This is a genomic window from Verrucosispora sp. NA02020, assembly GCF_013364215.1.
Classification (GTDB): Bacteria; Actinomycetota; Actinomycetes; order Mycobacteriales; family Micromonosporaceae; genus Micromonospora.
This window is the reverse complement of the sequence record NZ_CP054923.1, coordinates 57,129-69,628: the sequence shown is the minus strand read 5'-3', so window position 1 is coordinate 69,628 and position 12,500 is coordinate 57,129. Positions and strand designations below refer to the sequence as shown.

Genomic DNA, 12,500 nt, shown 5'->3' with positions numbered 1-12,500 from the left:
ATCTCCCCCCGATCGCCCCCGCCGGCCTTCCCCGCCGGCCAACCCTCTCAGGAGCCCATGTGCATCCCCGCTCCGGTGACGTACTGCACGTGACTCGCGCGGCGAGTGTCCAGTTCCGCAGCAAGCCCATCCAGTTCCGGGTGATCCGGGTACTCGACCGACCCACCTACGACGGTTGGCTCTGGCTCGAAGGCTACGAGTTGAACGCGGCGGGGGACGCGGTCAACCGGCGTTCGATCTTCGTCCAGCGAGCGGGTCTGGAGCAGATCCAGGCCGCTCCGCAGCCTCGTCCGCACACCGTCCGCTCAGCCCGTCGGCCGGTCACCCGAACACCGGTCCGGGTGGGCTGAGCATCACGAACAGCCGCCGTGGGGGCATGCCGACGCCATAGAATCGGTATGCCCACCCCGGCAAAGTCTCCATCCCGCGCGTCCCGGGCCCTGAACCTGGGATGGCCATGGTCAATCTGCCCACGCGACAGCCCCGACGATCCCGCATCACCTACGCCTTCGGAGTCCTGGCGCTGCTCGGCGCCGCCACCACCATGCTGGTGCTGGTCCGGGACCCCGCCCTCTCGTCCACCCGGCTGGCCGAGCCGGTGCCGGCACCAGAGATCACCGTGGTGCAGACCGAACCGACCGGCCCGTACGGCGTGACCGGCGGCTGGGACCGGTTCGGCACGAGCGACCAGCCGGGCGTCGATCCGACCACCGCGTACGGCGGTGCCGTGTCGGTGGACGGCCAGGACCGGGAGACGGCCCCGACGGCCCATGCGACCCGTGCGGATCCTCGCCAGGATCTCAGCCGCTCGCTCTTCTGGTCCGGCGTGTTCGGGTTGGCCATCTCACTGGCCGGGTTGGGCCTGGTCGGCACCAGACGCCGGATGTGGTGACCGGCCCTCAGGCGGTCGGACTCGCCGTGCCGGTCGGCTCGGCTGTCGGCGCACCGGTCGTCGGCGACGGGCTCGGGCTCGCGGCGGCCACCACCAGTCTGATCTCGTCACCCGCCTCGACCAACACACCCGCACCCGGCTCGGTGGCGATCACCGTGCCCGACGGCTGGTCCGACGGCCGGTACTCCACCTCGTAGCCGAGATCGAGCTGGTCCAGCAGCGCCCGCGCCGCCGCCTCGGAGAGCCCGGTCAACGGCGGCACCGGAAGCTGGGCCGGGGCGGCGCTGGTGGTCGGCGGTGAAGACGGTGACGGGGTGGTCGGCGACGGTGCGGCGGTGGTCGGCGGTGCCTGTGTCGTCGGCTGTGGGGACGGTGGCGTCGATCCGTCCTCGTCGAGCGCCTGCCGGACCAACCACAGGCCCAGACCGAGCAGGCCGAGCAGGAGCAGCAGGACGACACCCCAGAGAATCGGCAGCCACCAGCGCCGGCTCGCCTGGTCGTCGGGGTACCAGTCACCACCGGCCGGCTCGCCGTCGAAACCCGGCCGCACCGACGGCACCTCCGCGCGGCCCGACCACGCCGCCGACCCGGACCGCTGCGTCGGGGGCAACGGCGCGGTGGCGTCCGCCGGTGCGGGCTCTCCGGGCGTACGGTCCATCGGCGCGGTCGCGTCGGGTGCGGTGTCACCGGGCGTACGGTCCAGCGGAGCGGTCTCGTCGGGGCGTCCGGTGACCGGCGGGATCCGGCGGGTCCGGTCGTCCGACGCGTCCTCGGGCGGCTCCTGGCGGTCGTCGCTCATCGCACGTCCTTTCCGCCGGTCCGGCGGGCGGCATGGCCCTCGACGGTCAACCTAACGGTTCGTCGGGCCATCGGCCGGCATCAGCGTGTCGGAAGCGCGTCACTGCTACTGGTCGCTGGCCTCCGGGCTCGGGGTCGTGCCGCACCAGATCTGGACCGCGTCGTTCCACTTCCCGACGGCGCCGCCGGTCGGGTCCTGGGCGGTGACCGTGCCGGACCTCCCGGTGGGGTAACGCGGTGAGAAGCCGTCGTCGACGAGTTCGTCCTGTGCCTCGCCGCACGAGTCGCCGACCACGTCCGGGACCGAAGTCTCCGGTGCCGCACCCGCCACGATGATCTTGACGGTGACCCCGCGCTTCACCGGTGCACCGGCGGCCGGCTCGGTGCTGCGCACGCTGGAACTGTCGCCGCTGCCGCCGAACACGAAATGCCAGCCCAGCCCACGGTCCCGCAGTTCCTCCCGGGCCTCCTCGAAGTCCATCCCGACGAGTTCCGGCACGGTCAGGCCGGAACGGCTCGGCGCGGGCCGGGCAGGCTGGCTGGTCGCCGTCGTCGGCTTCTCGCGCGGCGTCGGCGAGCCCTCGGACGTCGGAGCCCGACTGCCGCTCGCGTCGAGGGTCGTGTCGCGTGGCGACTCCTGATCGCCGGCCAGCATCCAGCCGCCGGCCGCCCCGATGACGGCGAGGAGCACCGCCGCGAGCCCGCCGCCGATCACCACCCTCGTGCGGTCCGGGCCGGCACCGGAGCGCACCTCACCCCGATCCGTGGATTCGTCCGTCATCTCCGCCACCGCCCTATCACCGGCGACGGTAGTCGCCGACGCCAAGCACTGTCCGTCACTGTTGCCGCCTGGTACTGCGCACGACTCGCCGCACCGACCACAGGACGTTACGCTGCCCGGCATGGCCAGACAGGGCTGGGGAGGATCGATCGCCACCGCGGCCGGCGTGGCAGCCGGTGCCGGGGCCGCCCAACTGGGCTTCGGATACGGCCTGGGCATTCTCAACTGGGCACCGACCGAGGCGACCGCCGGCACCGCGGCCTGGGTGGCGAGCCTGATCTGGGCCACCTGGATCGCCGCCACCTCGACGATCTTCGGCGCGGTCTGTGCGCAACGACTACGCGACCGCCGCAACGGCCCGCACCCGGTTTCCGGTCCGGCCGTCGCACCCCCCGACGCCGACCCGCCGTCGGTCGACACCGCCCCGCAGAGCGACACCGCCGGGGCCGACACCGTCCGGTCCGACAACGACGTTCGGTCGCCCGCCGCCGGGTCGACCGACGCACGTCGGGAGGTCGGTGACGGCGGTGGCCTCTGGTGGATCGCGCTGGCCGGTGCCGCCGGCCTGGGCGCACTGATCACCGTGCTGCTGGTCGCCGTACCGGCGCGGGTGGCGGAGGTGCCGGACACCCCGTCGCCACGGAACATGGCCGCCGGCTACGCCGCGATCGGCGTACTGGTCGGAGTGCTGGTGGCGGTCTGGGCACTGCGCTGCCGGGCGGCCGCCACCAACGTCATCGCCACCGCCGGTTGGCTCTGGCTGCTCGCCGTGGTGGCCGTGGTCGACTCGGTGCTCGCCGGTCGTGGACTCACCACGGCCCAGCTCGGCATCTGGCAACTCAGCTCGGACAACCCCCAGTTCTGGATCCGCGACTATTTCTACTGGCCCGGCGCCGTCCTCTCGCTCGCCTCGGCGCTGCTGATCGGCGCGCTGGCCGCCCGTCACGGCGTACGCCCGGCAGATCGACGGGTCGGCGCCACCGCCTCCGGTGCCGCCGGACCGCTGTTGGTGGCCGTCGCCTACTTCCTGGCCGTGCCGAGGCTGACCGCGATCAGCCCGGAGCAGGTGTCGGCCCACCTGATCGCCCCGTACGCGGTGATCGTCGGTATCGGCGGGTCGGTCCTGGTCGCGGCACTCGCGCAGCGGGCCGCCCGGCGCAGGCAGGACCTGCCGCCCACCGGCGAGGTACCCCGGGTCCCCCGGCAACGCGTGGCGGCCGACGACGCCCACACCGCACCAGCGGCCGACGAGGGCGCTGCGCGCACCCGGACGGCGTCCGACTCGACCACCGCCGACCCGACCACGCCCGACCCGGCCGGGTCCGGATCGACGCTCGACGGCCCTGCGGCGGACAGTGCGAAGGAGTCCGTGCGCGCCACGCCCCGGAGCACCAGCACGGCCCGACGGCGACTCGGCGGCAGGAGCGGGACGGTCGGCGACGACGCACCCGTCACCCCGGGCGGCTCGCCGACCTCCGACGGGCCGTCGACGCCATCCACCCCGGCCACCACGCCGTCGGACGGCGACACGTCCGACAGCGCCCCCGAGGGCACCGGCCGACGGAACCGCCGCAGCCGCTGACCCGGCGGTGCGCGCCGAGGCGCTCGACGTCGGCGCGGCGGGTCAGTCGACGGGCCAGGTGTGCACCGGCTCGTTGGTGCGCTGCAACTCGGCGTAGCGCTGGAGCATGTGGTGCAGGGCGGCGGTCCGGTCCAGGCCGTGCTGCCGCTCCGCGGTCCACACCGCCGCGGTCTGCCAGGCCGCTCCGTTGCGTCCGGTACGGCAGCGTTGCTCGATGATGCCGAGTAGGCGGTCCCGTTCCGCCGGGGACACCCCGAACCCGTCGAGCCCGGCGGCGGCGATCGGCAGCAGCACGTCCAGCACCAGCGTGGTGACCGGCACCTCACCCAGGCGCGGCCAGTGCAGCACGGCGTCCATGCCCCGTCGGGCGGCGGCGTGGAAGTTCTCCTCGGCGGAGCTGAAGGTGAGCTGGCTCCAGATCGGCCGGTCGGCCTCGGCCAGGCCACGGGCCATCCCGAAGTAGAAGGCCGCGTTGGCCAGCATGTCGACCACGGTCGGCCCGGCGGGCAGCACCCGGTTCTCCACCCGCAGGTGCGGTCGGCCGTCCATGATGTCGTACACCGGCCGGTTCCAGCGGTAGACGGTGCCGTTGTGCAGCCGCAGCTCGGCAAGCTCCGGTACGCCGCCCGCGTGCAGCACCTCCACCGGATCCTCGGTCTCGCAGATCGGCAGCAGCGGCGGGAAATAGCGGACGTTCTCCTCGAAAAGGTCGAAGATGGACGTTATCCAGCGTTCCCCGAACCAGACCCGGGGGCGTACGCCCTGTGCCTTCAGCTCGTCCGGCCGAGTGTCGGTGGCCTGCTCGAACAGGGCGATCCGGGTCTCCGACCAGAGTTGGCGGCCGTACAGGAAGGGCGAGTTCGCGCCCACCGCCACCTGCACCCCGGCGATGGCCTGGGAGGCGTTCCAGTAGTCGGCGAAGCTGTCCGGCGCGACCTGGAGGTGGAACTGGAGGCTGGTGCAGGCGGCCTCCGGCGCGATCGAGTCGGTGTGCGTACGCAGGCGCTCGACGCCCCGGATGTCGAGTTCGATGTCCTCGCCCCGGGCTCCGACGATCTGGTCGTTGAGCACCCGGTACCGCTCGTTGGTGGAGAGGTTGTCCGCGACCAGGTGGCGCTCGGTCAGCGTGGGCAGGATGCCGACCAGGACGATCCGGGTGTCCGAGCGGGCCGCCCGCTCGTTCGCCCGGTCCAGACTGCCGCGCAGGTCACGCTCGTAGTCGGCGAACCCGCCGTTGGAGATCAATCGCGGGTTGGCGTTCAGCTCCAGGTTGAACTGGCCCAGCTCGGTCTGGAACAACGGATCGGCGATGGCGGCGAGGATCTCCTCGTTGCGCATCGCCGGCTCGGCGAGCGGGTCCACCAGGTTGAGCTCGATCTCCAGCCCGGTCATCGGCCGGTCGGCGTCGAACCCGAAGTCGTCCAGCATCAACGCGAAGACGTCCAGGCAACGGCGGACCTTCTGGCGGTACCGGATTCGATCCTCACGGGAGAAGGCGGCTCGGTCGACGTCCCTGCCCATGTTTCCTCCCGGCGCGCGACGCGACGGAACGGTGCCGTTCCGCAGCGCAGTGTGAACCATACTCGGTGAAAGCGCCGAACCGGATGGCCCGAAGATCGGTCCATTGCCGCAGTCCACCCGCCTTGCGGGTGGGTCGGACCCATCGACGGGGCGGGTGAGCCGCTCCCGCCGGGATTCCTACCCGGGCGGGTCCGTCGCGCCACCCGCGACCCTGCTAACAACCTGTGACAAACCGCACCGCGATCGTGACCGGACCGGACAGCGAAGGGGCCCGCGCGGTCGGCGCGGGCCCCTTCGCGTGCGGGATCAGGACTGGCGGATGCCCTCGCCCTCGATCTCGATCTTGACCTTCTTGCCGACCAGCACGCCGCCGGACTCCAGGGCCACGTTCCAGGTCAGACCGAAGTCCTCCCGGTCGATCTCGGTGCTCGCCGAGAAGCCGAAGATGTCCTGGCCGAACGGGCTGCGGCCGACGCCCTCGAACTCGACCTTCAGCTCCACCGGACGCGTCACGCCCTTGATGGTCAGCTCACCGTCGAGCACGAACTCGCTGCCCTCGTGCGACTTCACGCCGGTGCTGCGGTACTCCAGGGTGGGGAACTGCTCGGCGTCGAGGAACTCCGGGCTGCGCAGGTGCGCGTCCCGGTCGGCCTGCGCGGTGTTGATGCTGGCGGCCTGGATGGTGGCGCTGACCGTGGACCCCAGGGGCTCCTCGGCGATGGTGATGGTGGCGGAGGCGTCGGCGAACTCACCGCGCACCTTGCTTACCATCATGTGCCGGGCGACGAAGCCCACGCGCTTGTGCGCCGCGTCCAGCAGGTAGGTGCCGGCCGCCGGGATGGTGAGGCCGTTCCACTCGCGGGTAACCGACTCGGTGCTGCTGGTCATGAGAGACTGCCCTCCGGAAGAGATTGTTTAGTAGCCCAACGACTGCGTTAGCAACTATAGTCGTAGCAATATTCCGTGTGTCAAGTACTGATAGGATGGGCCGGTGAACCCGAACGTGTTCGACGACCCTCGGATCACCGCTGTCGGCCTCCTCTTCGAGGTGCACGCGGGCCTCTCCGCCCGCTTCGCCACGCAACTCGACGAGCACGGCCTGTCAGCAGTCGAGTTCGAGGTGCTGACCCGGCTCACCCGCTCACCCGGCAACCAACTACGGATGACCGACCTCGCCGCGCAGACGTCGCTCTCCACCAGCGGCGTCACCCGGGTGGTGGACCGGATGGAACGCGACGGCCTGATCACCCGGCGCGCCTGCCCCTCCGACCGACGCAGCTCGTACGCGGTGGTGACCCCCTCCGGCCTGCGGCGGCTCGACGAGAGCCTGCCCGGCCACCTCCAACTCATCGAGGACTGGTTCACCGGTCAACTCGACCCGGCGGCGCTGCACGCACTGCTGGACGGTCTGCGGCAGATTCGCGACGCCGTCCATCCCTGCGCGACCGCCGGCAGCAGCGACACGGCCCCGGAGGGGGAAACGGTTCTGAAAACGCCCGACTCGTCCCCCTGCTGAGCGGCTCCGCGCCTCCACCGCGCACACCCGTCCGACCTTCGGTGCCGGTCTGCACACCCGAGCGTGACCGCACCGGCAGAAGGACCGGCAGAACCAGGCGAGCAACCGGCGATAACTCCTAAACCGGACAGACGTCGCAGTGGTCGCTCGCTAATCTCGCTGGAGCGGGGGCGCATTGGGGGGAATCGGCGCGGGCGATGAGCGAGGGGTGGTATCAGGGGGCTTCCTCGCCCGCGCCACCCCAGTTTCCGCCGCCGGCCGGCCGGGCCACGAGCCCGGCCCGCCGTGCTTCCGGGCACCGTCCGCCCCGGTCACCGCCGACATCCGACGGCCGACCGACAACGCGTACAGCAGTTCCTGCTCCTGCGCCAGCAGCCGGACACCGCCCGCACGGCAGGCGAGATCCAGTCGATCGAGTACCTCCGGGTCCGCCGTGCTCGCGGCGAGGCCGACCAGCGCCTCCACCACCCGACGCCGGTCCCGGTCCTCCCCGTTCATCTCGGCCGCGGCGGTGAACCACTCGACCGCGACCTCCCGATCCCCCCGATGCCGGGCCAGGTGTCCCTCGATCAGCGCGCCGGTCCCGTCCAACGGCCGCAGTTCGGCGAGCACCTCGGCGGCCTCGGCCGAACGACCGTCCTGGGCGAGCGCCAGACCCAGCGTGCCCAGCACCCGCCGACGGTGCCGGGGCACCCCCAGGTCGGCCAGGGCCACGAGGACCCGCCGCGCCTCGTCGACCGCGTCGACGTACCGGCCCTCCAGGCGGAGCACCTCCGCGACCGTGCCCCGCACCAGCACCCGCAACCGCTGCTCACCGCACTGCCCACCGAGACGGTCCACGGTGGCCAGACGACGTCGGGCGGCAGCGAGGTCGGCCACCCGCATCTCGTGCCAGGCCAGGTGGTGCTGCGCGATCGCCATCTGCCGGAGCAGACCGGCCTCGGTCGCCACCGCCAGCACCGCTTCCGCCTGCTCCCGGGCCTGTCCCGGCCGGCCCGTCGCGGACAGCAGCGCACCCAGCACGTTCCGCGCCTCCAACTCACCCGGCACGTCACCGAGACGCCGGAAGGCCGCCAGCGCGGCCCGCGCCGTCGGCAACTCCTCGCCCGCCGCGCCGTGCTCACCGGCGAGCATCGCGACGCCGAGCGACGCCCACGCCCGCAACGCCGGATCGGCATCGGCGGTACGCGGATCGGCGAGCAACCGCAGCAACCACTGCCGCCCCAGGACGTCCCGTCCCCGCAGCCGCCACCAGCGGGACAGCGCCGCCGCCAGGCGCAGTGCGGTCAGCGGGTCGTCCACCGCCGCGTACGCCAGTGCCGAGCTGACGTCGCCCGTCACCTCGTCCAACCGGTGTGCCGCGACGGTCGCACCGGCACCACTCAGCGCCGGGACGGTGCGCTCCACCAACCGGGTCACCACCCGGGCGTGCCGGCGTCGGATCGTGGTCGACTCACCGGCACCGGACGCCTGCTCCACCGCATAGTCCCGCACCGCGTCGACCAGTCGGAACCGGAACGGCCCGGTGCCGCGTACGCTCAGCAGCCCCAGGTCGAGGAAGCGGTTCAGCATCGGCACCGGATCGGCGGTGGTGCCCGTACCGGCGAGCATCTCCTCGGCCATCTCGACCGACCAGCGGTTGCCGAACGCGGCCAGCCGGCGCAACGCGGCCCGCTCCTCGTCGGCGAGCAACCGGTAGCTGGTGGCCACCGCGTCGCGGAGCGTCTCCGCCACGGCCGTCCGCGCGTCGTCGCCCCGGCTCGGCCCCGCCTCCCACCCACCGCGTGCCGCGCCCGAGGTGTCCAGGTCCAGCACCCGGTCGCCGTACCGGTCGAGCAGTTCGGTGAGATCGAGCAGTCGCCCGCGCGCGGCCATCAGCTCGATGGCCAGCGGCAGGCCGCCCAACCGCCGGACCAGCGACGCCAGCGCCGGCAGCTCGGCGTCGGACGGCGGCTCCGGGCGCACCTGGGCGAGCCGCGCGGTGAACAACGCGACCGCCGGAGAGGTGGCCAGCGTCGCGGGGTCGGTGCCGCCCGGCGGCGGTACGTCCAGCGGCGACACCGGACGGACCCGCTCCCCCGGCAGCCCGACCGGATGCCGGCCGGTGACGAGTACCCGCAGCGACGGCACTCCGCCGACGAGCCGGTGCAGGGTGGCCGCGACCGGGCCCGGCGCGCGTTCCGCCGCGTCCACCAGGAGTACGGCCCGCCGGTCACCGAGCCGGGCGGCCAGTTCGGTGATCCGGGCGGCGCCGAACACCGTCACCGAGGCGGCCAGCACGTCGGTGACGTCCGACCCGGCGCCGATCAGCACCCCGGCGACACCACCCGGATGGGCCGGTGCGACGGCGTGCACCACCGCCAACGCCAGCGCCGTCTTGCCGACCCCGGCCAGCCCGACCAGGCTCACCACCCGGGGGCCACGCGGATCGGTCAACATCGCGGTCAACTCGGCCACGTCCTGTTCCCGGCCGATCAGGTCCGGCGCGGGCGGCAGGCCCAGCGCCGGACCCGGATGGGGTGACGCGCCCGCGGCGCCCGTCCCCCGGGCCGCGGTCAGGAACGCGGCGCGGGCGTCACCGGTGAGGTCGAGGGCTCCGGCGAGCAGTTCGACGGTGGTGCGTTGCGGGCGTACGGACCGTCCCCGTTCCAGGTCCCGCACCGTCCGGATACCGACGCCCGCGCGCACCGCCAGCTCGGCCTGGGTGAGGCCGGCGGTCAGGCGGTGCGACCGCAACAGTTCCGGGAGACCGGCGTACGTGACCGGCCCGACCCGACGATCATGACCCGGAGGCATGGCCACGGACACTACGGGCCACACCCGACACGGGACACGGGATCGTCGGCCACCCGACCCCACCGCGAAGAAACCCGACAGCGGCCGACCGGGCGACAGCACTGGACGATCAGCCATTGATCGAGTTCACCGGCAGCGGTCACAATGCGGCCCATGTCCAGCAATCGGTTGCCGGGCGACCTCGACATCCGGCAGGCCCGCTGGATGCTGACCCGGCACGCCGGCCTACTCGGTCGTCAGCCTCACCCGGGCCATCTCAGTGGCGTACCGGTGACCCGGCGAACCCGACCGGAACTCTTCGACACGGTGGCGGAGACCGCCGGTCGGCTGGGTACCGCCATGCCCGACCGGGTGCTGCTCACCGGCACGCCGACAGTGGACCTGGCCGTCGCACACCGGCGTCGACACCTGCTGATCGGTCTGCCGTTGCTGGACTGCCTCAGCGCGACCGAACTGCGGGCGCTCGTCGGCCACCGGCTCGCCCTGCTCCGCCACCGCCACTGCGCTCTGGTCGTCGGCCTGCTCCACCTCTGGACCGAGGCGGTGCGCGCCGAGACGTACGAGCAGGGCCGGGACCTGCGTCGGGTCACCGAGTTCCGACGTACGCTGGCCGGCTTCGCCGCCGAGGTGCAGCACGACGCCGACGAGGCCGCGGTGCTCGCGGCCGGCGCCGATGCGGCGGCACGGGCGTTCGCGCTGGCGGACGCCGTCGCGGAGGGGTACGCCGACTTCCTCGACGGCACGGCGCTGCCCGAGCACCGGTGGTGGCGGCCGGTCGAGGTGGGGATCAGCGACGTGTCCGACGGGTGGCGGCACCTGCTGCGACACGGGACGCTCGACGTCGAGTGGGGCGAGGACGAGGCGCAGGTGCTCGCCACCCTGCATCCCCGGCTCGCCGACGCGCTACGGGCCCTCGGCAGGACACCACCGCCGGTGGTGCCGACCGCCCGCCCCGTGCCGGTCGCCCCGCTGTCCGGGCGGGAACGCCGCCGGTTGGTCCGACGGCTGTTGAACATCCCCTACCCGCGCTACATCCGGTGGTACACGTTCGCCGACTCCCCGCCGCGCTGGTGGCTGCGGCGGGCCGCCCAGGAGGCCGGCTCGGTCCGGGCCGACGTGGCCGCGGTGCTGGGCCGACCGCCCGTCGACGACGTCGAGGCCATCGAGGTGATCCGGACCCGCCCCCGGGAGGTGCTGGCCGCCGCCATGCATGTGCCGGTAAGCGAACTGTCGGACGATCCGGGCGACTGCGAGTGGGACGAACCGCCCGCCGCGACAATCTGGCTGGTCGAGGAGAACCTGCTGCGCCGTGGCTGGCGGTTGGCGCATCCGGCGGTCCGGGGCGTCCTGATCGGGCCGGCGGGCGAGCGGGTCGACGCCCGTGCCGTGATCGCCGGCGCCGACCAGGCGTACCTGCGACGTCTCCTGACGTCAGGCTGACCGGGCGCTCACATGCCCAGGTCGCGAGCGATGATCATGCGTTGCACCTCGGAGGTGCCCTCGCCGATCTCCAGGATCTTGGAGTCCCGCCAGAAGCGGGCCACCGGGTACTCGTTCATGAAGCCGTAGCCGCCGTGGATCTGGGTCGCCTCCCGGGCGTTGTCCACCGCGACGGTGCTGGCGTGCAGCTTGGCGATCGCGGCCTGCCGCTTGAACGGCTCACCCGCCAGCATCCGGGCCGCCGCGTCGTAGTACGCCAGACGGGCGGTGTACGCCCGCAGTTCCATGTCGGCGATCTTGAACTGGATCGCCTGGTAGTTGCCGATCGGCTGACCGAAGGCGTGCCGCTCGGCGGCGTACTTCACCGACTCGTCGACGCAGCCCTGCGCGAGCCCGACGGCCAGCGCCGCGATCGCGATCCGGCCCTCGTCCAGGATCCGCAGGAACTGGGCGAAGCCCCGGCCGCGCTCACCGAGCAGGTTCTCCGCCGGCACCCGGCAGTCGTCGAAGGTCAGCTCGTGGGTGTCCGAGGCGTTCCACCCCACCTTCGAGTAGCCCGGCGCGACGGTGAAGCCCGGCGTCCCGCTCGGGACGATGATGGTGGAGAGCTCCTTCGCGCCGTCCGGCCGGGTGCCGGTGACGGCGGTGACGGTGACCAGCGCGGTGATGTCGGTGCCGGAGTTCGTGATGAACGCCTTCGAGCCGTTGATCACCCACTCGCCGGTCGCCTCGTCCCGCACCGCCCGGGTCTCGGTGCCACCTGCGTCCGAGCCGAAGCCCGGCTCGGTGAGCCCGAAGCCGGCCAGCGCCTCACCGCTGAGCAGCTTCGGCAGCCACCGCGCCTTCTGCTCGGCGGTGCCGAACCGGTAGATCGGCATCGCGCCCAGGGAGACCGCCGCCTCCAGGGTGATCGCCACACTGGAGTCGACCCGGGCGAGTTCCTCCAGGGCCAGACAGAGCGCGAAGTAGTCGCCGCCCATGCCGCCGTACTCCTCGGAGAAGGGCAGGCCGAACAGGCCCATCTTGCCCATCTGCCGGACCACCTCGTACGGGAAGGTGTGCTGCTCGTAGTGCTCGGCGATGACCGGCGCGACCACCTCCCGGGCGAATTCCCGCACGCTCTCGCGCAGCGCCTCGTGTTCCTCGGTGAGCCGGAAGTCCATCGGGTTCCTCC

Annotated in this window: 10 protein-coding genes and 1 pseudogene; 5 read left to right on the top strand and 6 right to left on the bottom strand. The window is 72.7% G+C overall.

Annotation, left to right across the window (positions count from 1 at the left end; translation table 11 throughout):
- Nucleotides 1–59 precede the first annotated feature (59 nt).
- Nucleotides 60–350 (top strand): hypothetical protein, encoded by a 291-nt coding sequence (locus HUT12_RS00290; protein WP_131051389.1) that lies wholly within the window; start codon nucleotides 60–62, stop codon nucleotides 348–350.
- Nucleotides 351–451: 101 nt separating this feature from the next.
- Nucleotides 452–892 (top strand): hypothetical protein, encoded by a 441-nt coding sequence (locus HUT12_RS00285; RefSeq protein ID WP_176092218.1) that lies wholly within the window; start codon nucleotides 452–454, stop codon nucleotides 890–892.
- A gap of 7 nt (nucleotides 893–899) precedes the next feature.
- Here the strand turns inward: HUT12_RS00285 and HUT12_RS00280 are convergent, their stop codons facing one another.
- Together HUT12_RS00280 and HUT12_RS00275 are read right to left on the bottom strand one after the other, a co-directional pair.
- Nucleotides 900–1,691: a PASTA domain-containing protein gene (locus tag HUT12_RS00280; protein WP_176092217.1), complete on the bottom strand. Its 792-nt coding sequence runs from the start codon at nucleotides 1,689–1,691 to the stop codon at nucleotides 900–902.
- A 105-nt stretch (nucleotides 1,692–1,796) separates the two neighbouring features.
- Nucleotides 1,797–2,471 (bottom strand): PASTA domain-containing protein, encoded by a 675-nt coding sequence (locus HUT12_RS00275; protein WP_176092216.1) that lies wholly within the window; start codon nucleotides 2,469–2,471, stop codon nucleotides 1,797–1,799.
- A gap of 121 nt (nucleotides 2,472–2,592) precedes the next feature.
- Here HUT12_RS00275 and HUT12_RS00270 point away from each other — a divergent pair, with 121 nt between their 5' ends.
- The gene (locus HUT12_RS00270) at nucleotides 2,593–4,053 is read left to right on the top strand and encodes a hypothetical protein (RefSeq protein ID WP_176092215.1); all 1,461 of its coding nucleotides are present in this window, start codon (nucleotides 2,593–2,595) and stop codon (nucleotides 4,051–4,053) included.
- Between the two features lie 42 nt (nucleotides 4,054–4,095).
- Here HUT12_RS00270 and HUT12_RS00265 read toward each other — a convergent pair whose 3' ends face one another.
- Both HUT12_RS00265 and HUT12_RS00260 read right to left on the bottom strand, forming a co-directional pair.
- A complete protein-coding gene (locus HUT12_RS00265) occupies nucleotides 4,096–5,574 on the bottom strand; it encodes a glutamate--cysteine ligase (RefSeq protein ID WP_131051394.1) in 1,479 nt (492 codons plus the stop codon).
- A 306-nt stretch (nucleotides 5,575–5,880) separates the two neighbouring features.
- The gene (locus HUT12_RS00260; protein WP_131051395.1) at nucleotides 5,881–6,462 is read right to left on the bottom strand and encodes a YceI family protein; all 582 of its coding nucleotides are present in this window, start codon (nucleotides 6,460–6,462) and stop codon (nucleotides 5,881–5,883) included.
- Between the two features lie 103 nt (nucleotides 6,463–6,565).
- On the opposite strand from HUT12_RS00260, the gene HUT12_RS00255 reads away from it, so the two are divergent.
- Nucleotides 6,566–7,090 carry a MarR family winged helix-turn-helix transcriptional regulator gene (locus HUT12_RS00255; RefSeq protein ID WP_176092214.1) on the top strand — a complete coding sequence of 175 codons (525 nt, stop codon included), beginning with the start codon at nucleotides 6,566–6,568 and terminating at the stop codon, nucleotides 7,088–7,090.
- Nucleotides 7,091–7,495: 405 nt separating this feature from the next.
- Here the strand turns inward: HUT12_RS00255 and HUT12_RS00250 are convergent.
- Nucleotides 7,496–9,886: pseudogene (locus tag HUT12_RS00250) on the bottom strand (helix-turn-helix domain-containing protein); the annotation flags it as partial.
- 153 nt (nucleotides 9,887–10,039) lie between these two features.
- Between HUT12_RS00250 and HUT12_RS00245 the strand changes: the two are divergent.
- The gene (locus HUT12_RS00245; RefSeq protein WP_176092212.1) at nucleotides 10,040–11,326 is read left to right on the top strand and encodes a hypothetical protein; all 1,287 of its coding nucleotides are present in this window, start codon (nucleotides 10,040–10,042) and stop codon (nucleotides 11,324–11,326) included.
- 8 nt (nucleotides 11,327–11,334) lie between these two features.
- Here the strand turns inward: HUT12_RS00245 and HUT12_RS00240 are convergent, their stop codons facing one another.
- Nucleotides 11,335–12,489: an acyl-CoA dehydrogenase family protein gene (locus tag HUT12_RS00240; protein WP_131051399.1), complete on the bottom strand. Its 1,155-nt coding sequence runs from the start codon at nucleotides 12,487–12,489 to the stop codon at nucleotides 11,335–11,337.
- Nucleotides 12,490–12,500: the final 11 nt, after the last annotated feature.